17 protein-coding genes are annotated in these 20,954 nt (G+C 59.9%); 9 read left to right on the forward strand and 8 right to left on the reverse strand.

Annotated elements, in window-relative coordinates; all coding sequences use genetic code 11:
* The first annotated feature begins 9 nt into the window (after positions 1-9).
* The 3 genes from AAIH70_RS23505 (at position 10) to AAIH70_RS23515 (ending at position 4,734) form a co-directional block, all read left to right on the forward strand.
* Positions 10-1,959 (forward strand): MacB family efflux pump subunit, encoded by a 1,950-nt coding sequence (locus AAIH70_RS23505; RefSeq protein WP_132278303.1) that lies wholly within the window; start codon positions 10-12, stop codon positions 1,957-1,959.
* A 487-nt stretch (positions 1,960-2,446) separates the two neighbouring features.
* On the forward strand, positions 2,447-3,148 hold the full coding sequence (locus tag AAIH70_RS23510) for a carbonic anhydrase (protein ID WP_132278301.1): 702 nt from the start codon (positions 2,447-2,449) through the stop codon (positions 3,146-3,148).
* A 5-nt stretch (positions 3,149-3,153) separates the two neighbouring features.
* On the forward strand, positions 3,154-4,734 hold the full coding sequence (locus tag AAIH70_RS23515; protein ID WP_132278299.1) for a SulP family inorganic anion transporter: 1,581 nt from the start codon (positions 3,154-3,156) through the stop codon (positions 4,732-4,734).
* A gap of 56 nt (positions 4,735-4,790) precedes the next feature.
* Here the strand turns inward: AAIH70_RS23515 and AAIH70_RS23520 are convergent, their stop codons facing one another.
* The 6 genes from AAIH70_RS23520 to AAIH70_RS23545 form a co-directional block, all read right to left on the reverse strand.
* Positions 4,791-6,236 carry an NAD(P)(+) transhydrogenase (Re/Si-specific) subunit beta gene (locus AAIH70_RS23520; protein ID WP_132278297.1) on the reverse strand — a complete coding sequence of 482 codons (1,446 nt, stop codon included), beginning with the start codon at positions 6,234-6,236 and terminating at the stop codon, positions 4,791-4,793.
* Positions 6,237-6,256: 20 nt separating this feature from the next.
* Entirely contained in the window at positions 6,257-7,831 is a 1,575-nt protein-coding gene (locus AAIH70_RS23525) for a Re/Si-specific NAD(P)(+) transhydrogenase subunit alpha (protein WP_132278295.1), read from the reverse strand.
* A 351-nt stretch (positions 7,832-8,182) separates the two neighbouring features.
* Entirely contained in the window at positions 8,183-8,503 is a 321-nt protein-coding gene (locus AAIH70_RS23530) for a hypothetical protein (RefSeq protein WP_132278293.1), read from the reverse strand.
* 251 nt (positions 8,504-8,754) lie between these two features.
* Positions 8,755-9,507: an ABC transporter ATP-binding protein gene (locus AAIH70_RS23535; protein WP_132278291.1), complete on the reverse strand. Its 753-nt coding sequence runs from the start codon at positions 9,505-9,507 to the stop codon at positions 8,755-8,757.
* Entirely contained in the window at positions 9,501-10,583 is a 1,083-nt protein-coding gene (locus AAIH70_RS23540; RefSeq protein WP_132278289.1) for a FecCD family ABC transporter permease, read from the reverse strand. The genes AAIH70_RS23535 and AAIH70_RS23540 overlap by 7 nt, the downstream gene beginning before the upstream one ends.
* Before the next feature lie 4 nt (positions 10,584-10,587).
* The gene (locus AAIH70_RS23545) at positions 10,588-11,718 is read right to left on the reverse strand and encodes an ABC transporter substrate-binding protein (RefSeq protein WP_430035826.1); all 1,131 of its coding nucleotides are present in this window, start codon (positions 11,716-11,718) and stop codon (positions 10,588-10,590) included.
* 115 nt (positions 11,719-11,833) lie between these two features.
* Here AAIH70_RS23545 and AAIH70_RS23550 point away from each other — a divergent pair, with 115 nt between their 5' ends.
* Together AAIH70_RS23550 and AAIH70_RS23555 are read left to right on the forward strand one after the other, a co-directional pair.
* Positions 11,834-12,637, forward strand: a complete 804-nt coding sequence (locus AAIH70_RS23550) for a class I SAM-dependent methyltransferase (protein ID WP_132278285.1) — start codon at positions 11,834-11,836, stop codon at positions 12,635-12,637.
* Between the two features lie 137 nt (positions 12,638-12,774).
* Positions 12,775-13,851: a glycosyltransferase family 4 protein gene (locus AAIH70_RS23555; protein WP_132278283.1), complete on the forward strand. Its 1,077-nt coding sequence runs from the start codon at positions 12,775-12,777 to the stop codon at positions 13,849-13,851.
* Here AAIH70_RS23555 and AAIH70_RS23560 read toward each other — a convergent pair.
* Positions 13,848-15,305, reverse strand: coding sequence for a lipopolysaccharide biosynthesis protein (locus AAIH70_RS23560; RefSeq protein WP_132278281.1), 1,458 nt, complete (start codon positions 15,303-15,305; stop codon positions 13,848-13,850). The genes AAIH70_RS23555 and AAIH70_RS23560 overlap by 4 nt on opposite strands.
* Before the next feature lie 98 nt (positions 15,306-15,403).
* Between AAIH70_RS23560 and AAIH70_RS23565 the strand changes: the two genes are divergently transcribed.
* Both AAIH70_RS23565 and AAIH70_RS23570 read left to right on the forward strand, forming a co-directional pair.
* Positions 15,404-16,564, forward strand: a complete 1,161-nt coding sequence (locus tag AAIH70_RS23565; protein WP_165932106.1) for a glycosyltransferase — start codon at positions 15,404-15,406, stop codon at positions 16,562-16,564.
* 94 nt (positions 16,565-16,658) lie between these two features.
* Positions 16,659-17,417, forward strand: coding sequence for a polysaccharide deacetylase family protein (locus tag AAIH70_RS23570; protein WP_165932105.1), 759 nt, complete (start codon positions 16,659-16,661; stop codon positions 17,415-17,417).
* 6 nt (positions 17,418-17,423) lie between these two features.
* On the opposite strand, the gene AAIH70_RS23575 is transcribed toward AAIH70_RS23570, so the two are convergent.
* Positions 17,424-18,485 carry a glycoside hydrolase family 5 protein gene (locus AAIH70_RS23575; RefSeq protein ID WP_132278275.1) on the reverse strand — a complete coding sequence of 354 codons (1,062 nt, stop codon included), beginning with the start codon at positions 18,483-18,485 and terminating at the stop codon, positions 17,424-17,426.
* Between the two features lie 205 nt (positions 18,486-18,690).
* On the opposite strand from AAIH70_RS23575, the gene AAIH70_RS23580 reads away from it, so the two are divergent.
* Together AAIH70_RS23580 and AAIH70_RS23585 are read left to right on the forward strand one after the other, a co-directional pair.
* Entirely contained in the window at positions 18,691-20,040 is a 1,350-nt protein-coding gene (locus AAIH70_RS23580) for an O-antigen ligase family protein (RefSeq protein ID WP_165932104.1), read from the forward strand.
* The gene (locus AAIH70_RS23585) at positions 19,997-20,863 is read left to right on the forward strand and encodes a WecB/TagA/CpsF family glycosyltransferase (protein WP_132278271.1); all 867 of its coding nucleotides are present in this window, start codon (positions 19,997-19,999) and stop codon (positions 20,861-20,863) included. The genes AAIH70_RS23580 and AAIH70_RS23585 overlap by 44 nt, the downstream gene beginning before the upstream one ends.
* The last annotated feature ends 91 nt before the right edge of the window (positions 20,864-20,954 follow it).

The following is a 20,954-nucleotide window of genomic DNA, read 5'->3' on the forward strand; positions in this document are numbered from 1 at the left end:
GGTGTGCTCATGACCGAACCTCTGATTTCACTGTCCGGCCTGCGCCGTGAATATGCTTCCGGTGACGGCACGATCACCGTGCTGAAAGACGTCGACCTCACCATCGAACGGGGCGAGATGGTCGCCATCATCGGTGCTTCCGGCTCCGGCAAATCGACGCTGATGAACATACTCGGCCTGCTCGACCGGCCGACAGCCGGCACCTACAGGATTTCCGGCCACGAGACGTCGGCGCTCGACAATGATGACCGCTCTGCACTTCGGCGCGAACACTTTGGCTTCATCTTTCAGCGTTACCACCTGCTGGACGAGATTTCGGCGCTTGCCAATGTCGAGATCCCCGCCGTTTATGCCGGACGCGACCGTGGTCAACGGCGGGAGCGGGCGGCGGCACTTCTCGGTCGCCTCGGCATGGCGGATCGCACCGACCACCGACCCGGCCATCTGTCCGGCGGCCAGCAGCAGCGCGTCTCCATTGCTCGCGCCCTGATGAACGATGCCGAGGTGATCCTGGCGGACGAACCGACCGGGGCACTCGACAAGACGAGCGGCGAAGAGGTGCTGCGGATTCTCGACGAACTGCACGCCGAAGGCCGCACGATCATCATCGTCACGCATGATGCCAGCGTCGCGGCACGGGCCGAACGGATCATCGAGATATCCGATGGCGAGATCATTTCGGACACGCGTTCCGAAACGGCAAGGCATGCTCCCGCGAAGACCGAAACCGAAACACCGACGAAAACCAACCGGGTCGGTGCCGGCATGGAACGCTTCCGCGAAGCCTTCCTGATGGCCTGCAAGGCGTTGACGGCGCACCGCATGCGCTCCTTTCTTACCATGCTCGGCATCATCATCGGCATCGCCTCGGTGATTTCGGTGGTGGCGCTCGGCACCGGCAGCCAGCAGAAGGTGCTGGCCAATATCAGCAGCCTCGGCACCAACACGCTGGAAGTGTTTCCCGGCGCCGGTTTTGGCGACATGCGCTCCGGCCGGGTGAAAACCCTGCTTGTCTCCGATGCGGAAGCGCTGGCCAAACTCTCCTATGTTGCCGCCGCCACGCCGACCGTATCGACGAACACCACGGCCCGCTTTGGCGCAACCGAAGCCAATGCGCTGGTGAATGGCGTCGGCAGCCGGTATTTCGAGGTCAAGGGATCAAAACTGCTGGCCGGTCGACTGTTCGATGATACTGGCGTTGCCGCCATGGAACAGGACGCCGTCATAGACGAGAACACCGCCAAGACCCTGTTTGGCACGGATGTGACCCAGGCGATCGGCCAGGTCGTGCTGGTCGGCAGCGTGCCATGCCGGGTGATCGGCGTCATCTCCGCACAGCAGGGCGGCTTTGGCTCCAGCGACAACCTTTCGATCTATCTTCCCTATACCAGCGTCCAGACGCGCTTTACCGGCGACCAATCGCTGCGCAGCGTGACATTGCGGATCAGCGATGATGCGGAAACCAGTGTTGCCGAGCAGGCCGTGACCACCTTTCTGACAGGTCGCCACGGAACCAAGGATTTCTTCATCCTCAACACCGACGACATCCGCCAGACCATTACCAGCACGACACAGACGATGACACTTCTGATCGGTGCAATTGCCGTGATCTCGCTTATCGTCGGCGGCATCGGCGTGATGAACATCATGCTGGTTTCCGTATCCGAACGGGTGAGCGAGATCGGCGTGCGCATGGCGGTTGGTGCAAGGCGTCAGGATATCCTGCAACAGTTCCTGATCGAGGCCGTGCTGGTCTGCATGATTGGCGGCGTGCTGGGCGTGGCACTTGCCTTGCTGTTCGGCTTCACCTTCAGCCTGTTCGGCTCCAGCTTCAGCCTCGTGTTCACCACCGCACCGATCGTGCTCGCCGTGCTGTCCTCCTGCCTGATCGGCATTGCCTTCGGATATCTGCCGGCGCGCAATGCGTCTCGACTGGATCCGGTGGCGGCGCTCACGTGACAGGAAAGGAGGGGTCGCAGGTTTCCTGAAAAGACCCCTCCAGGATGTGCAACGTTCAAACCGCATCATATCGGTTTCGCCATGCACAAAAGCTAAGCACAGCTCATCATACTCAAGAGAAAAATTCCCTGACGAACGCTCACGAAGGCGCCACCCAAAGGCGAATGTTGCTGCAATGCAATGTTCTGCTTGCGGGAAACCTAAAAATACTACGCCCTCACAGATTTTTGACGTCCACCTTAGCATTTTATCTACGATCACCCGCTAGTGAACTGACAAACAACGATTTTTTCCGGACGCCCACTAATGACATTTTTACTGTAAAATCGATTTATAGCGATTACTCCTCATATTTCACCTCCCCACATGTCAGCCAATTGTCATTTTCGCATTGCTAATGTTGCGGTGCGAAATGATCGCTTCACTTAACCCGCCGGACTGAGGGAAATCCTCCGTCATTACAGGTCCGGCAAGAGAGGATACGACCATGGGCGACCTTCTGAAGGGCATCTCCAGTTTTCGCGGCGCCGTTTTCCCGGATCACTCGGCGCTTTACCGCAAGCTCGCACATGAAGGCCAGTCGCCGCAGGCACTAATGATCTCCTGTGCCGACAGCCGCGTCATGCCGGAAACCATCACCCAATCCGGCCCCGGCGAACTGTTCGTATGCCGCAATGCCGGCAATATCGTTCCGCCATTCCAGACCATGAATGGCGGCGTGTCTTCAGCCATCGAATATGCGCTCGTGGCTTTGGGCGTGCGTGACATCATCGTCTGCGGTCATTCGGACTGTGGCGCCATGAAAGGCCTTTGCCAACCCGACCTGCTCGGCAAGATGCCCAATGTCGCCGCCTGGCTGAAACATAGCCATGCCGCTCATTCGATCGTCTGCGAGGCCTATCCGCCGAACATGGACGAGAAGGAAAAGATCCGCGCCGTTGCCATGGAAAACGTGGTCGTGCAGCTCGATCACCTGCGCACACATCCCTCGGTCGCGTCCAGACTGGCGAAGAGCGAAGTCACCTTGCACGGCTGGTTTTTTGACATCGAGACCGGCGAAGTACTTGTTTATGACGGCGTCGAAAAACGTTTCATCGAGATCGAGGATGGCCAGCCACTGCCGGTGGCGGTGACCGGCCGCGGCGTGCCGCATGTGATCCCAGCGACAGCGCAGATAGCGGCGGAGTAACGCATATGGCGAACGACGGCACTGTCCAGCATATACCGCCCTCCTCGGGGCAATCACCATCCACCTTCGCGGCAGATTTCGCCTCCTCGGTGGTGGTCTTTCTCGTCGCCATCCCGCTTTGCCTCGGCATTGCGGTGGCTTCGGGCGTGCCCGTCGCCATGGGCCTGATTTCCGGAATCGTCGGCGGCATTGTCGTCGGCGCAATAGCCGGCTCTCCGTTGCAGGTTTCCGGACCTGCGGCGGGTCTTGCCGTCATCGTTTTCGGGTTTGTCGAACAATATGGCGTAGCAGCGCTTGGCCCGGTTCTGGTTGCGGCTGGCATGATCCAGATCCTTGCCGGGTTTCTGCGGATCGGCTCGTGGTTCCGCGCCATTTCCCCGGCAGTCGTTCATGGCATGCTGGCCGGTATCGGCATTCTTATCATCCTCGGCCAGATCCACGTTCTGATGGATTCCAAGCCGGCGGCCGGCGGCATCCAGAATGTCGTCGCCATCGAAAACAGTGTCGAAAAACTCTGGCATGACGGCATCACCAATCAGACACTGGCGCTGATGGTGGGCGTGGCGTCGCTGCTCGCCATGATCGGCTGGGAAAAATTTCGTCCGGCCAAGCTGAAACTGGTACCGGGCGCGCTGATCGGCGTTGCCTTCGGTACGCTGCTGGCCGTCGGCTTCAGCCTTCCGATCGCCCGCGTCGATCTGCCGGCGTCCCTGCTGGATGGCATCTCGATCCCCGGCGTCGGCGATTTCATGCGGCTGTCGGAACCGGGCATTTTCATCACCGTCCTCGTCATCGCCGTGATTGCCAGTGCCGAAACGCTTCTTTCCGCAGCGGCGGTGGATCGCATGCATGATGGTGAGCGCACGAAATACAACAAGGAGCTTTTCGCCCAGGGCATCGGCAACGGCATCTGCGGCATGCTCGGCGCGCTGCCGATCACCGGTGTGATCGTGCGTTCCTCGGCCAATATTCAGGCCGGTGCGAAAACCCGCCTTTCAGCGGTCATGCATGGCGCATGGGTTCTGGCGCTGGTGGCACTGCTGCCGCAGCTTCTCGGCGTGGTGCCGATGACGGCGCTGGCGGCTGTGCTGCTGGTGACCGGCTGGCGTCTGGTAAGCCTGCACCATGTGCGCCACCTGTTCGACCATCACGGCTGGGTGCCGGTCGGCATCTGGTTCGCCACGGTCTCGCTGGTGGTGACGCAGGATCTGCTGATCGGCGTCAGTGTGGGCCTTGCGCTGTCGATCGCCGAGATCGTGCCTTATCTGCGCCGTCGCCTGCATATCGAGACGGCGGAGACCGAGGACGAGATCTATCTCAACCTGACGGGTGCGGCGACCGCCAAGGACATTCCGGCACTGCTGAACCTGCTGGAAAAACTGCCGGCCAGCCAGCCGGTGCGCCTGACTGCTCCCGATTTGCATTATCTCGACCACACCTGCGCCGAGACCATCAGCGAATGGGTGCAGCGCGAGACGCGTGCGGGCCGCCGGGTGCATGTCGAATATGCTTCCGCGACTTCCGCCGAACGGCATCATCGTGTCGATCCGCAGTTGCGGCGGTTTTATGCCGAAGCGGCCGCGTAAGGCGGCACCTCAAGAATGCGAAAGGGCCGGAGCAGCGATGCTCCGGCCCTTTGTTGTTACTTGATCATCGGCAGAAGTTCGGAGACCGACTTCTTGGCGTCGCCGTAGAACATCCGCGTATTTTCCTTGTAGAAGAGCGGGTTCTCGATGCCGGAATAACCGGTGCCCTGACCACGCTTCGACACGAACACCTGCTTGGCCTTCCACACCTGCAGAACCGGCATGCCGGCGATCGGCGAATTCGGGTCTTCTTCGGCCGCCGGATTGACGATGTCGTTGGAGCCTATGACGATGACGACGTCGGTCGTGGGGAAATCATCGTTGATCTCGTCCATTTCCATGACGATGTCATAGGGGACCTTGGCTTCGGCGAGCAGCACGTTCATGTGGCCCGGCAGACGGCCGGCAACCGGATGGATGGCGAAACGGACGGTCTTGCCGGCCGCGCGCAGCTTGCGCGTCAGTTCGGAGACAGCCTGCTGCGCCTGCGCCACCGCCATGCCGTAACCGGGAACGATGATCACCGAGTCGGCGTCGTTGAGCGCGTTGGCAACACCTTCGGCATCGATGGCGATCTGTTCGCCCTCGATTTCCATGGCAGGGCCCGTGGTGCCGCCGAAGCCGCCCAGAATGACCGAGACGAAGGAACGGTTCATCGCCTTGCACATGATGTAGGACAGGATCGCACCGGAAGAACCGACCAGCGCACCGGTGACGATCAGCAGATCATTGCCGAGCGTGAAGCCGATAGCAGCGGCCGCCCAGCCGGAATAGCTGTTCAGCATCGACACCACGACCGGCATATCGGCGCCGCCGATGCCCATGATCAGGTGATAACCGATGAAGAAGGCGAGCAGCGTCATCAGCACAAGCGTCCAGACGCCCGAACCATTGGCGTACATGACCAGCAGGATCAGCGACAGGATGGCCGCGCCGGCATTGAGGAAGTGACCGCCCGGAAGCTTCTTCGCCTTGCCATCGACCTTGCCGGCCAGCTTGCCGAAGGCAACGACGGAGCCGGTGAAGGTGACAGCACCGATGAAGACGCCGAGAAAAACTTCGACATTCATGATGGCCAGTTCGACCGGGGTCTTGTGGGCGAGAATGGCAGAAAAGCCTTCGAGCGTTGCGCGGGTCGCCTCATCCATGCCGGCAACACGCCATGCCTCGATATGGGCGTTATAGCCGATGAAGACGGCGGCAAGGCCTACGAAGGAATGAAGGGCTGCCACGAGCTGCGGCATTTCCGTCATCTGCACGCGGGCAGCGACGGTATAGCCCATGAACGAGCCGCCGGCGATCATCACAAGAATGATGAGCCAGTTGCCGAAGGTTCCCGGCACCTGCGGGCCGAGGATGGTGGCGATGACGGCGAGCGCCATGCCGACAATGCCGTACCAGACGGCACGCTTGGCGCTTTCCTGGCCGGAAAGGCCGCCGAGCGAAAGAATGAAGAGAACAGCCGCAGAAATGTAGGCGGCGGAAACGATACCGATCGTCATATGATTATACCCCTACCCGATCACGACTTCTGGAACATGGCGAGCATGCGCCGTGTGACGAGGAACCCGCCGACGATGTTGATGGTGGCAACCAGAACCGACAGTGCGCCCAAGATGACGACGAGCCAGTTGCCGGAGCCGATCTGCAACAGGGCGCCGAGGATGACGATGCCGGAAATGGCGTTGGTGACGGCCATCAGCGGCGTGTGCAGCGAATGCGACACATTCCAGATGACCTGGAAACCGATGAAGCAGGCGAGCACGAAAACCACGAAATGGCTCATGAAGCTGGCAGGTGCAAACGCACCGACGAGCAGCAGAAGTGCGGTGCCGGCTGCCAGCAGAATGCCCTGGGTCTTGGTCTGCGACTTGAAGGCGGCCGTTTCCCTGGCGCGCTTTTCTTCAGGCGTCAGTTCCTTGACCTTTTCCTTCGGCTTCTGGGCAGCGATCGCCTTGATCTTCGGCGGTGGCGGCGGGAAGGTTATCTCGCCTTCCTTGGTGACCGTCGCACCACGGATGACGTCGTCTTCCATGTTGTGAACGACGACACCGTCCTTGGCCGGCGTCAGGTCGGTCATCATGTGGCGGATGTTGGTCGAATAAAGCGTCGACGACTGGGCAGCCATGCGGCTCGGAAAATCCGTGTAACCGATGACGGTGACGCCGTTGTCCGAAACCACCTTCTGATCGGCAACCGTCAGATCGCAATTGCCGCCGCGTTCGGCCGCCAAGTCGATGATGACCGAACCGGGCTTCATGGCGGCGACCATATCGGCGAGCCACAGTTTTGGCGCATCGCGGCCGGGGATCAGCGCCGTGGTGATGACGATGTCGATCTCAGGGGCCAGTTCGCGGAATTTTTCGAGCTGCTTTTCGCGGAATTCCGGCGAAGACGGAGCGGCATAACCACCGGTGGCGGCGCCATCCTGGCTGTCGCCCTTGAAGTCGAGATAAACGAACTGCGCACCCATGGATTCGATCTGTTCGGCCACTTCCGGGCGAACGTCGAAAGCATAGGTGATGGCGCCGAGCGAAGTGGCGGTGCCGATGGCGGCAAGGCCGGCCACACCTGCGCCGATGACCAGAACTTTTGCAGGCGGGACCTTGCCGGCGGCGGTGACCTGACCGGTGAAGAAACGACCGAAATTGTTGCCGGCCTCGATGACGGCGCGGTAACCGGCGATGTTGGCCATCGACGACAGCGCATCCATCTTCTGCGCACGCGAAATGCGCGGCACCATGTCCATGGCGATGACGTTGACGCCGCGGGTTTTGGCTTCTTCCAGCAGCGCAGAATTCTGTGCCGGATAGAAGAACGAGATCAGCGTCTTGCCGGGACCGAGATCAGCGAGCTCGGCGCTTTCCGGCGGGCGGACCTTTGCGATCACGTCAGCCTGAGACGACAGTGCGGCGGCAGTGTCGGTTACCGTCACACCGGCGGCGCGATAGGCATCGTCCAAAAAGCCGGCGGCTTTGCCCGCACCGGTTTCGATCAAACATTCATAACCGAGCTTCTGCAATGCCAGCGCAGAGTCGGGCGTCATCGCGACACGCGCCTCGTTCTCTGCGCGTTCCTTCAACGCTCCAATTTTCATAGTCCCTGTACCCTTCCCCGTTTCCTCGCGGGTTTCGGCGTTGCCGCCGTTTTGTTGTTGCCGCAAGCACCGCTGCCGTTTGACCGGTTCCGTCGAGCAACGAAACGCCGCCGGCGGCTGAAATGAATCTTTAACCGATCAATCATGCTGCCTCTTTTTCGCCGCGACAAGCCGACAGGCCTGCGATCGGACACGCAATTATGCGGCGTATTGCCGCGAAACGCCGGATTTCCACAGTCGAGTGAGATGAGGACAGACTCATGCCTTGGCGATCTGAGGTTTTTCATTTTTGTCCGGCTGTCGTTTGCGGGTTATGCGGCCGGGGCACGTCCTGTGCCTCCTAATTAAATTTTATAATGGCGCACGACGTGCCCCGTTCGGTGGTTTTTCCGCGCAACTCCGGTCCTTCTGCGGCGGTTGGTCTTCATTTGCGAACACCAACCGGTTTGTGTGCGACACACGCACGCCCCGCCGCTGTTTCAGGCAAGAGGAAGACCATTTTCTGCGCAGCCCCGCATGGATCACCTGCATCAGGGCGTCCCATGCGATCACCGGCCCGTCCTTCGCATCGCCGGCAATGCAGACCGGTGTAGCCGAAACAGAACGCGATGAGTGTCGCACAGTCTGGAAATGCGTGGATGAGATTCGAGACAAGATATTGATATCGTTCACGCGACGTCTCGAAACGTCCACGGAATTTTGTCAATTTTCGAGGTTTTGGGGGCGGAGCCCCCTCACCAAGCGCGTCCAGCGATCGGCTAAGCCTCTCGCGGACTTGCTATCCTCTCCCGCAGGGGGAGAGGAAAAGACGCTGCGATCTTATCTCTCCCCTTGCGGGAGAGAAAGCGATTTCAACATCTTAGCCAAAGGCTAAGTGTTAGAAATCGCAAGTGAGGGGCAGTTTTCATCCGCGAGGAAAATCCTCAGGCCACCCCATCCACCAGCAGATAAGGCTCGCCACGCGAACATGTCTCGATACGGGCTTCGACCTTGTAGACATCGCGCAGCATGTCCGGCGTGATGACTTCGGCCGTCTTGCCGCTGACGATCATGGTGCCGTTCGCAATGACGATCGTGTGGTGGCAATAGCGCAGAGCATGGTTGAGATCGTGCAACGCGATGAGCACGATCATGCCGTTTCTGGCGGCCAGTTGACCGACAAAGGCAAGTACCTCGATCTGGCGATGCAGGTCGAGCGCCGAGGTGGGCTCGTCCATCAACAGCACTTCCGGCTTGCGCACCAGCGCCTGCGCCAACGAGACCAACTGACGCTGGCCGCCCGACAATTCGCCAAGACCACGAAACGCGAGGTCCTCGATGCGCAGCGCCTTCAGGATCTCGTCGATCTCGTTGAGTTCGTCATCCTGAACGCGCCAGCCGCCGCCCTGCTTGGCCGACAGGAGAACGGATTCGTAGACGGTGAGGACGGCGTTGGCGCCGGTATCCTGCGGCATGTAGCAGATCGAGCGGTCGCCACGGTCGCTGTTCGAAAGCTCCACGAGGCCGGGGCCGGAGATCAGCGAGGCGATGCGCTTGAACAGGGTCGACTTGCCGGCGGCATTGGGGCCGATGACAGCGGTCATGCTGCCGCTTTCCAGCGTGTCGATGCCGATGTTCGACAGAACCGTGACACGACCGTAATTGGCGCCGACCTGCCTGAGGGCGAGGCTTACCATGAGCGCCTCCTGTTTCCGAAAATAAGCGCGAAGAAGAAGGGCACGCCGACCAGAGCGGTAATGACGCCGATCGGCAGGATGGCGCCGGGGATGATGACCTTGCTGACAACCGACGTGACCGAGAGCAGCAGCGCGCCGCAGATGACCGAACCGGGCAGGAAGAAACGCTGGTCTTCGCCGACAACCATGCGGGCGATATGCGGGCCGACGAGACCGACGAAACCGATCGTTCCTACGAAGGAAACCGGGATGGCGGCGAGCAGGCTGACGATCATCATGGTCTGCAGGCGTAGCGAGCGGACATTGACGCCCATGCTGGCGGCCTTGTCATCGCCCAGACGCAGGGCGGTCAATGCCCAGGCATTGCGCATGAACAGCGGCACGGTGACGACCAGCACTGCGGCGGTGACGAACACCTTCGACCACGTTGCCTTTGTGAGGCTGCCCATGGTCCAGAAGACAACGGCAGCAAGCGCCTGTTCGGAGGCCAGATATTCGAGCAGCGACAGGGCGGCATTGAAAGTGAAGACCAGCGCGATGCCGAGCAGCACGATGGTTTCGACACTGACGCCGCGCATGGTGGAGGCGAAATAGATGAACAGCGAGGCGGCCATCGCCATCAGGAAGGCGTTGATCGGCACCATATATTGCACGGCAGCCGGAAAAATGGCGACACCGGCGACAAGCGCCAAGGCTGCGCCAAAACTGGCGGCGGCGGAAATGCCGAGCGTGAAGGGGCTGGCCAGCGGATTGGCCAGAATGGTCTGCATCTGCGCGCCGGCGACCGAAAGTGCGGCGCCGACGGTGACCGCCATCAGGGCGATCGGCATGCGGATATCCCAGATGACGACGCGCAGCTGGTTGCCGGCGGTGGAGGGCGAAAAGATTGCCTGCAGGACTTCCGCGATGGTGTAATTGGCCGGGCCGAGCGCCATGTCGGCGGCGATGCTGATGGCGAGCGCCAGCACCAGCAGACACAGGATGAGAATACGCCGGAAGGCGAGAGCGCGATAGCGCTCCCGCCCTGCTTTGCTGGAACCGGCGGCAGTGGATTGTTCCAAAGCCAGGTTGGTCATCAGATCATTCGTCCTTCAGAGATACGAAGAAGCCCTGCTTGTAAGGAAGCGGCAGGAAGCGGGCATGCAATTCCTTGAAGGTCGCTTCCGGATCGAGATCCTTGAAGAGATCCGGGTGCAGCCACTTGGCGATCTCCTGGATGGCCACGAACTGATAGGGGTTGTTGTAGAACTGGTGCCAGATGGCGTGCACGTTCTTGTCCTCGACCGCCTTGACGCCGGTGAAGGCCGGACGCTTGGTCAGCGCTTCGAGCTTGACCTTGGCTTCCTTCACATCCGCACCATAACCGACGCCGACCCAGGCGCCGCCGGGAACGAAAGCTTCCCACATGCCGCCGGTAACGATGATCTGATCCGGGTTGGAGGCGATGATCTGCTCCGGGTTCACTGTGCCGAACGTGCCGGGAATGATGCCATTGGCCATGTTCTTGCCGCCGGCAATCTCGACCATCTTGCCAAAGTTTTCATTGCCGAAGGACATGCAGCAATCATCGGAATAACCGCCGGCCCGCTCGACGAAGACGACCGGGATCTTTGGCTTTTCGGCAGCCAGCTTGTCGGTGACGACCTTGATGCTATCCGCGCGGAACTTGATGAAATCTTCGGCGACCTGTTCCTTGCCCATCAGCTTGCCCATGATGCGCATGCTCGGCTCGGTGTTTTCCATCGGCTTTTCGCGGAAATCGACATAAACCAGCGGAATGCCGACCTTGGCGAGCTTTTCGATATAACCGGCTTCTTCGGTGGCGGTCTTGGCATCGATGTTCATAAGGATGACATCGGGCTTCAGCGCCACTGCCTGCTCGATGTTGAACGTGCCGTCCTTCATGCCGCCGAATGTGGGCAGCTTGGCGATCTCGGGAAATTTGGCCAGATAGGCCTGATAGGTTTCCGGATCGGCCTTCGGCAGGTCATCGCGCCAGCCGACAACGTGCTGGAACGGATTTTCCTTGTCGAGTGCGGCCAGGAAATAGATCTGGCGGCCTTCGCCGAGGATCACGTGCTTGACCGGGGTCTCGATCTCGACGTCACGGCCAGTGACATCCTTGATGGTGACCTTTTCGGCCAGGGCCGGCCAGACGGAGGCCAGAAGAAGGGCTGCCGAAAGGCTCGCGGCTTTGATAGGAAGGCGCATGGTTCTCTCTCCCGTGGAAATCGAGGGGGCTCTATTCTTTTATGACTGGATCGGTCAAGTTTTATCTTTTAGAGCAATTCTTGACTATGTAAGCAGCGGACAACCAAAGACTGCAATGAGCGAAACACACGGCAAGAACTACAATCTGCGGGATGAGATAAAGGCCTATTGGTCGGCCCGCGCCGCCCATTTCGACCTGTCTCCTGGGCATGAAATTTTTTCCGAAGACGAGCGGCAGGCATGGCGGGCGCTGATCGAAAAGCATCTCGGGGCGGGCAATGGCCGCCCTGCCCTCGACCTTGCATCCGGCACGGCAGTGGTTTCCCACCTGATGGACGATGCCGGTTTTCGGGTCACGGGGCTGGACTGGTCGGAGACCATGCTGGCGCTGGCCCGGACAAAGGCAAAGAAACGCGGCCGCGACATCACCTTCCGCACGGCCGATGCCGAAAACACCATGGAGCCGGATGGCGCTTACGACGTCATCGTCACCCGGCATCTGGTATGGACGCTGGTCGATCCGGCCGCCTGTTTTGCCGAGTGGATGCGGGTGCTGAAACCCGGCGGAAAACTGCTGATCGTCGATGGCGATTTCGTCAATGTCGGTTTTGCCGAAAAGCTGGTGAAGCGGCTCGCCGCCTTTGCAGAGCGGATCGGACTGATCAGGCCGGAGATTTCGCATGCGCCGGCGGAACTCGCCGGAAAACACGCGGAAATCCTGTCTCAGGTGCATTTTTCGCAAGGCGCGCGGGCGGGGGATGTCGCGGCGATGCTGCAGCAAGCGGGTTTCGAGAGCGTGACGATCGATACTGAGCTGCAAAAGATCCACCGGGCACAGGCAAAGCACCTGAGTTTCTTCAAAGCAACGGCGCGCGGCTTGCAGCATCGTTACGCGATCTGCGCCCAAAAGCCTCTGTGAGGAAATTGTGATCTAAAAGCCGCACCGGCTTCACGTCCTTGGTCCGATGACGACAATAGGCGTCGCTTACATTTGTGAGCGATGCACAAAAATGCTCTTCATGATCGCAAGCGAATGATTTGCCGGGCCTTGAAGAGATGACGGACCACAAAGATAACCAGCCGCGCGTGCTGCAGCTCGTGACCCACGACAAGATGGGTGGTGTGCGCACGCTGGTGGACATGGTGACAGCGGGGCTGGAAGAGCGCGGCTTCATCGTCGAGAGCCGCGGCCTGCGGCAGGGCGGTGCGGCCGAAACCGTCAGGAACATGGCTTCGCTGGCGCGCGATATTCTCAAGGGTCGTTATCAGGCGATCCTCACCTACCAGATCGCCGCCTCGATCTATGGCAACTTTTTCGGCTGGCTGGCACGCGTGCCCATGCGGGTTTCGCATCACACCGCCTCGCCGGAAGGCTTGAGGCCGCAATGGCGGGCAATCGACAAGCTGTTCGGTACAATCGGCGTCTATACGCATATGGTGATGAATTCGAACGCCACCCGCGACGCCTTCAGCAGCTGGCCGGCTGCCTACAGGAAACATTTCATCGACATCATCCATGGCGTCGATCCCCTGCCCGTTTCCACGGGACGGAGCGACTGGCGGGAGAAGTGCAAAATTCCGGCAAGTGCAACGGTGCTTGTGGCAACCGGGCGGCTGGTGGCGCAGAAGGATCATGCCACGGCGGTCGCCGCTCTGGCGCTTCTGCCGGGCATGCATCTGATCATTGCCGGCGACGGGCCGGATCAGGCCGCACTTGAGACGCGGGCGCAGCGGCTCGGCGTATTCGACCGGCTGCATCTGATCGGCCCCGTGGATCGCTCGGAATTGGGCGATGTGCTGGCGGCCGGCAATATCTATGTGTTTCCGTCCGTGTGGGAGACATTCGGTCTTGCCGGCGTGGAGGCGACGATGGCCGGGCTGCCGGTGGTGGCCGCCGATCTCGCCGTGCTGCGCGAAGTGCTTTCCACAGGTGAGCCCGCCGGGGTGCAGGCCATGACGCGTTTTCATGAAGTGCGCAATGCCGACGAACTGGCGCTGGCCGTGCAGGATCTGGCTGCCCATTATCCTTCGCCCGAAATGCGTGCGAACTACGCGGAAATGCAGAAAGAACGGCATGGCCGCGCACGCATGCTGGAGCTTTACGGCGAGTTTCTGGCGCCGTTGAAGGCTTAAGCCTTCGACAGCTTGCCAATCAGCTTTCCGGCGACCTCGCCGATATTGAAAATGTTCCAGCGCAGCGCGAAGAAAGCACTGACCACGCCGATCAGCAGGATATTGGTGACATTGGCCCAGACGGTTCCGATCAGGAGCGGCAGTTCCAGACCTATGACCGTGAGGCTGAAACCGACGGCAAGCAGCATGCCAGCGCTGACCCAATCGATGGGCATGCGCGACGCCTTGGGCGCGCCGATGATCAGGATGAGCAGCGCGACGGCCTGACCGATGGCAAAAGCGAAGGCAGCCCCCTTGGGTCCCATGTCCGGCACCAGCGCAAAGGCGGCGGCAACGGCCGAGACGACCATCAGGACCGAAGCGACCAGTTCGAGCATGGACGATGCGCCGAGATAGATGATCTGCCCGAAATAATGGGCGCGCATGATCAGGATGGCGTTGCCGATCAAAAGGAAGGGCATGATTTCGAGCGCCGTATCCACATAACTTGGCGCCAGAATGATGCCGAATACCAGACGGCCGAGCACGATGAAGGAAACGGTGCCGAACACGACGATGAACAATTGCGAGACAAAACTGCGGCGCAGAACCTGACCGACCTCGTGCTCATCCGCGTTCAGCATATGCCGGCGGGCATGGGCAATGTAACCGGCGCTGATCGCTTCGGCGAGAACCAGAAAGGTCTGCTTCATCAGGTCCATGACTGCGCCGTAAGGGGCGACCGAGGCGGCATTGGTATAATGCTCGAGCACGATACGGTCGATATTCATGGCGCCCGCCGAGGCCCCGAAGGCAAAAATCAGCGGCCAGCCGTATCGCAGCATGCCCAGAACATCGCTTTTCAGCGGCCAGATGAAACCGGATGCCCAGCTGGTGCGGCGCAGGTAAACGAAGATCGGGATGGCACCCAGCGCATAACCGATGCCGATCGCCATCAGCAACGCCGTCGGGCTGTCGAACATGACGAGCGCGATGCAGCCGAGCACCATGGAAAGCGCGCTGCGCAATATGGTGGCGATGGCGACAAGGCCGGGACGCAGCCGGGCGCGGGCGATTTCCGTGGAGGCGAAATAGGCGGTGAAGCAGACGGCAAGGAAGGCCGAACCCCAGGCGATGTGGATTTCCAACGTGCCGAGTGCGGCAAGAAGGGCGATGACCAGTACGGCCGGGACGGTCATGACGGCGGAGATGACGAGAAGCGAACCGGCAAAACGGTCTGCGGCTTCCTGCGTATAGGTGCCGAAATGCGCGAACACCGCCCATTGAACGGTGAGGCTGTAAACGATGAAGCAGATCGAGAACCCGATCAGGTATTCGCCGTAAAGATGCGCATCGGACAAACGGGTAAACAGCGCCACGGCCACGATATTGAAGATCGCAGCGGCTACCCGGCAAAGCAGATAGACGAGAACATCGCTCTCGCCTGATTGCGTTTTTCCTGATGTGTGGGCCATTCGCCTCGCATTAATGATTGCCGCCTAATGTATATAGGCTGCGATCTTCGAAGGGCATTCTCCTCCGAGGAATGTTCAATGCTCACTATGGCGGGTCAATGGTTACCAATCCCTCTCGTGGCGTCGAGAATGCTAATAAACGGCTGTGTTTTCTGGTTCGCGGGCTGGATGGCGGCGGCGCGCAACGCGACGCCATTCTTCTGGCCAATGAATTGCAGAAGAACGGCATCGACACGGCGATCGTGACGCTTCAGAGCACCGGGCCGCTGAACGCGCTGATCAGCCCGGATGTTCCGGTGATCGATCTTGGCGATGGCGCCAAGGTAAGGCTTGCCTTTGCCGGTCCCGCCATCCGCAGATTGCTGGTCAAGGGGCGGCCGACGGGCGTGGTTTCGGCAGAAGCGGCACCGAATGCCTTGCTCGCTATGGCTTCCCGCTTCGTGCCGAAAAGATCCCGGCCGTGGATCATCCTGCGCGAGGCGGCAAGCCCGGTGCAGGCACGGCTGAACGATCCCTACTGGCAGAACCGGCTGGCTTACCGGCTGGCGCCAAAACTTTATCCGATGGCCGATGTGGTGATGACGCTGACCGAGGGGGCGCGCACCGACCTGATCCAGCAATTTTCGGTGCCCGCGGAAAAGATCGTCAATCTCGGCACCAATGCGGTGATCACGCCGGAAATCCGGGCAGAAATCGAAGGCGCCATCCGCACGCCTGAACCCGGACATATTTTTTCGGTAGGACGGCTTTCGCCAGAAAAGGGTTTTCTGACGCTGATCGAGGCGTTTGCGCTGTTGCGCAAACAGCGGCCGGTAAAGCTGACCATTGTCGGAGAAGGAGCCGAGCGGCAGAATCTCGAAGCAAAGATTGCCGAGCTTGGCGTTTCCGGTGATGTTGACCTGCCCGGTCACCATCCGCACCCGATCAAAGCGCTATCACGGGCGGCCCTGTTCGTCTCCTCCTCCAGCCATGAGGGGCTGGGCAATGCCATTATCGAGGCGATGGCATGCGGCATTCCTGTGGTCTGCACCGATGCGCCGCATGGGCCGCGTGAAATTCTTGAAGGCGGCAGGCTTGGACCGCTGGTGTCAGTGGGGGATGCGGGAGCCCTTGCCGAAGCAATGGCCAGAACTCTCGATGATCAGACCGACATCAATGCGCTGCGGCAAAGGGCGATGCAGTTTTCGGTTGAACGGGCGGCACAGGCATTCGAAGATGTGCTTTCTCGCATGGGGCTTAAGCTTCGAAGTAACCATTAACAGGGAATATACTTACCCAATGCCGCAATCTGGATTAAAGCAACGGCATCATTCTACTGGGGGCGGTATGACGGATAATGGTGCGGGCCGTGGGATGCGGTCGAATTCACCGCAGGAAATTCTCTACGGACTTTCCCGCAAGATCGGCAGGCATGTGCATTTCAGGCCGTATAGTCTGAAGCTGGACGAGGCTGTCGTCGCTTTTACTTTCGACGATTTTCCCGTGTCCTGCTACCAGAACGCGGCACCGGCGCTGGAAGACGCGGCCATGCGCGGCTCATTCTATCTGGCAAGCGGGCTGATGGGCCGCTACGAAAACGGCCAGCTGATCGTCGACGAAGCCATGGTGCGCGATCTTTTCGACAAGGGCCACGAGATCGGTGGCCACACGCATAATCATGTCAACGTGCAGCGCACGCCGCTTGGCGATCTCAAGGAAGATGTCCGTCGCAACGACCGGATCATTTCGGAAATCGTCGGTCATTCGAAGCCGGTATCGTTTGCCTATCCGTTCGGGATGGTTTCGGTGATGTCGAAACTGACGCTGATGCAGCACTATCCGGCCTTGCGCGGCATCAAGGTGGGCACCAATCACGGCATTATCGATCTGGCCCATCTGAAGGCGCAGGAGCTTTACGACTGTTCCAACGATTCACATTCGATCGACACCATGCTGGACGATGCCCAGCGCCGCAAGGGGTGGCTGATCTTTTATACGCACGACGTGAGGCCTGACCCGACCAATATCGGCTGCACGCCGCGCTTTTTCGCCGAGGTGGTGGAAAAGGTGCGCCAGCGCGGCATGAAGGTGGAAACGGTGATCGATACGATCAACCGACTCGGGATCGCCTGATACGGGCTATTTGCCGGTCAGCGCGTCGCGCAGTTCGACGCGCCATTTTTTGGCGAGATAATCCCACGGGCCGAATTCGTCGGACGAAAAATCCCAATAGGCCCAGCTGAAGCCGCGCTTTTCCGCTTCATCTCGCATGATGCGGGCATAACGCACCCGATCTTCGTAACCGGCGATGGAATTGGCCCCGAATTCGCCGAGAAAGATCGGGCGGTTGTTCTTGCGTGCCCATTCGACGGCGATATCGAGTGGTTCGTTGATCTTGGCGATCTGCGCCTTCGAGCAGCATGGCGTGCCGACCCAACCGGCGGAATTTTCGATCCAGCTGGCGCCCTGCATGGTGAACTCGAACGGCGCGTAATTGTGGACCGAGACGATGAGATTGCGATCCGTTTCCGGCAGCTTCAGCGTTTCCAGACCCCATGCGGTGGCCCAGTTGCCGGCATCGACGATGACGAAACGATCGGGATTGCTTTTGCGGATGACGGACAGCGTCTCAGTGGCAAGATCATTCCAGACGGCACCATCGGTCTTGCCGTGCGGTTCGTTATAGATCTCGAACAGGACGTTTTCGACCGGTTGCGACCGGTAACGCTCGGCGATCTGCTGCCAGATCAGCTTGAAACGGTCGCGCAGGCCATCATCGGAAAGATCGGCGCGGGCTTCGCCTGTATCGAGCGGATCACCGTCCATCTGCCGGTAATGGTGGAAATCGATGATGATGGTGAGACCTTCCGCCAGTGCCGATGCCACGGCGTTATCGACATGGCGCATGAAGGCTTCGTCAAGCGTGTAGGGTGCAGTCAGGCCGGCGTGGTTGCTGAAGCGCACGGGTAAGCGGATGGTGGAAAACCCGCCCTCCTTCACGGCCGTGAACAGGCTGCGATCGACATGTTTTGCGCGCTCTGCGGCGTCAGGCGCTTCGAGAATGCCGCCGAAGTTGACGCCGCGGGCAAGGGCTGCGGTCTGCTGTTCGGCTGTGCGCGGGGATTGGGCGTTGGCCGCACCGCCAAGCAGCACGAGGCAGATAGTGAGACAATAGTGCAGCGGCAACGACAAAAATCTCAAGCGTTCTCACCCTTCCGGCGCAACATTCAATGCCCGCAGCATACAGCAAGCCCGTACTGATCGCCGGCACATCGCCGGTCTTGGTTAAGCCGCCACAAACCGCAGCGAAACAGCCTTGGCAAAATCTTAATGCGACATCGCTAATCTAATCGGCCTGACGGGAAGGTGCCCAATGGAGGGCGCCGATGAGACGGAGCCCGCCCAAGTGCCGACAGACAGCGAAATCGCCACCGGCAAACCCGCCGCACCGAGATCCAGCCTCGGCGTGCGCATGCTGTTCATCGGCGTTTTCCTGCTTTACTGGGTGACGTTGACGCCGTTTACCGATCTGAGCGTCGATCTGTCGACGTTCAAACCGCCGGGCTGGACGCAGGGCATCATGGTGCTGCTCACACTGATGCTGGTGATCTATGCCGCAGTAAACGAACAGGCACGAAAACTGGTTCTGCAGCCGCGCATCGTGTTCGTCACCCTGTTCTTCTGGCTGCTTTTCACAGCAATCCTGTCCGTCGATCCGGCAGGCGCGCTGAAACGCTCGATCATCGCCATCATGGTGACGCTCAGCGCCGGCATTTTTCTGCTTCTGCCGGCAAGCGAGGAGGAGTTTGCCCGCCTGCTCGGCAAAAGCGTGCTGATTGTGCTGGGGCTATGTTATTTCGGTGTGGTCTTCGTTCCCTATCTCTCCATCCATCAGCTCAACGACTTTCTGGAGCCGGAACATGCCGGCCTGTGGCGCGGTCTGTACGTGCAGAAGAACGAAGCCGGCGGCGTGATGGCGATGTTCTGCTTCTTTGGACTGTATCTGACCAAATCGTGGTCGCGCGTCATCGGGCTTGCCATTTTCGCCGCAAGCGCATTTTTCCTGCTCAAGACGGGCGCCAAGACATCGACCGCGCTGATGCCGGTCATTCTGGTTCTGGCCTTCATCTTCGAGCGCTTTCGCTGGTCCCGCGTGCTGATCGTGTTCGGCGGCGTCGGCCTCATCAATTTCTCCACCGTCGGTGTCGTGGCGCTGCCGGCAGTGCGCGAGTTCGTCACCTCACTCGGCATCGATGCGACGTTTACGGCGCGTGCCGACATCTGGAACCTGGCGCTGGCGGCAATCGGAAACAACCCCGTTTTTGGTTACGGCTTCGACAGCTTCTGGGGCACGAGCACACTGGTAAACAGTGACCTTGGCGCATTCACCTGGGCGGTAAAAGCAGTCGATGCGCACAATGCCTATGTAGATGCCATGGTTAACATGGGGTTACCTGGTCTTGCTATTCTGATACTTGCTGTACTTTACGTCCCGCTAAATAGTTTTAACATTCAGAGCGATCGAAACAATTCTAACGATATTTCCCGGCTGTTCTTAAGAATTTGGCTCTACGGTATTTTTCTGGCCTGCTTGGAGAGTGTCTTCTTGGCGCGCTCCGGCCCATTTTGGTTCACGCTGTCGGCAGCAATGTTCGGCCTGGCTTACCAGGCTCGCTGCAGCATCGTCAGAGATACGGAGTCTGGGACAGTTCATGACCGAGCTTTTGCCCCGAGGCGTCCCATCGCAATGGGATAACGACAACAACCATACATCCGCCGAGCATAACCTGCTGGGCTTCAATTTCACGACGTGGAATGAAGACGTGATGCTGGCAGCGCTGATGGCTCCCGCACCGCGCGGCGAAGGCCTGCAGCTGCTGGTGACCGCCAATGTCGATCACATCGTGCGGCTGACCAAGGACGCCGAGTTTCGCGAAGCTTATCGCTCCTCGTGGAAGGCCGTCGTCGATGGCATGCCGGTGCTGCTTTACGCGAAGCTGCGCGGCGCCCCCATTCCCGGCCGCATCTCCGGTTCAGACCTGTTTCCGAAAATGCTGGACAGGCTGTCGCCCGACCGGCACCGGCTTCTGTTCGTCTGCCCCGACGAAGACACGGCGATCAAGCTGAACGAGCGGGTGCGCACCCTCGGCTTCACCGACCATCTGTCGATCACCGCGCCGATGGGCTTTGAAAAGAACGAGGCTTTTGGCACCTGGCTGACCACGCTTGCCCGCAAGCAGCAGACGACCCACCTGTTTCTCGGCCTCGGCGCGCCGAAATCGGAAAAATGGATGGCGCAGCATCGCCACGAGCTGCCGGATTGTTACGGTCTGGCATTTGGCGCCGCCCTGCAGTTTTATGCCGGCACCAAGCACCGTGCGCCCCGCATCATCTCGAAAGTGGGCCTGGAATTCCTGTGGCGGGCTGCCAGCGAGCCGAAACGGCTGGCAAAGCGCTATTTTGTCTCTTCCTGGCCCTTCCTGCTTGCCGTGGCGCGTGACCTGAAGGGCAAGCCGATCGCCGGCATCGAGGATCCGGTCGTCGTTGCGCAGGAAATTGAAAAGAAGCGGGCCTCCTGAGGCAACGCACGCGAGACATCACAGACATGACACGGCCGGGCCACCAAGCCCGGCCGTTTTTGTTTGCCATCGTCTTTGCGACATTCGGTGT

Origin of the sequence: Neorhizobium sp. BT27B (assembly GCF_050455485.1) — a bacterium.
In the GTDB taxonomy this organism is placed as follows: Bacteria; Pseudomonadota; Alphaproteobacteria; order Rhizobiales; family Rhizobiaceae; genus Neorhizobium.

Coding starts and splice junctions, on each gene's coding strand:
- AAIH70_RS23515 (WP_132278299.1), top strand. CDS start 3,154: ATGGCGAACGACGGCACTGTCCAGCATATACCGCCCTCCTCGGGGCAA.
- AAIH70_RS23555 (WP_132278283.1), top strand. CDS start 12,775: ATGACGGACCACAAAGATAACCAGCCGCGCGTGCTGCAGCTCGTGACC.
- AAIH70_RS23525 (WP_132278295.1), bottom strand. CDS start 7,831: ATGAAAATTGGAGCGTTGAAGGAACGCGCAGAGAACGAGGCGCGTGTC.
- AAIH70_RS23535 (WP_132278291.1), bottom strand. CDS start 9,507: ATGGTAAGCCTCGCCCTCAGGCAGGTCGGCGCCAATTACGGTCGTGTC.
- AAIH70_RS23540 (WP_132278289.1), bottom strand. CDS start 10,583: ATGACCAACCTGGCTTTGGAACAATCCACTGCCGCCGGTTCCAGCAAA.
- AAIH70_RS23505 (WP_132278303.1), top strand. CDS start 10: ATGACCGAACCTCTGATTTCACTGTCCGGCCTGCGCCGTGAATATGCT.
- AAIH70_RS23565 (WP_165932106.1), top strand. CDS start 15,404: ATGGTTACCAATCCCTCTCGTGGCGTCGAGAATGCTAATAAACGGCTG.
- AAIH70_RS23510 (WP_132278301.1), top strand. CDS start 2,447: ATGGGCGACCTTCTGAAGGGCATCTCCAGTTTTCGCGGCGCCGTTTTC.
- AAIH70_RS23570 (WP_165932105.1), top strand. CDS start 16,659: ATGCGGTCGAATTCACCGCAGGAAATTCTCTACGGACTTTCCCGCAAG.
- AAIH70_RS23560 (WP_132278281.1), bottom strand. CDS start 15,305: ATGGCCCACACATCAGGAAAAACGCAATCAGGCGAGAGCGATGTTCTC.
- AAIH70_RS23520 (WP_132278297.1), bottom strand. CDS start 6,236: ATGACGATCGGTATCGTTTCCGCCGCCTACATTTCTGCGGCTGTTCTC.
- AAIH70_RS23545 (WP_430035826.1), bottom strand. CDS start 11,718: ATGCGCCTTCCTATCAAAGCCGCGAGCCTTTCGGCAGCCCTTCTTCTG.
- AAIH70_RS23550 (WP_132278285.1), top strand. CDS start 11,834: ATGAGCGAAACACACGGCAAGAACTACAATCTGCGGGATGAGATAAAG.
- AAIH70_RS23585 (WP_132278271.1), top strand. CDS start 19,997: ATGACCGAGCTTTTGCCCCGAGGCGTCCCATCGCAATGGGATAACGAC.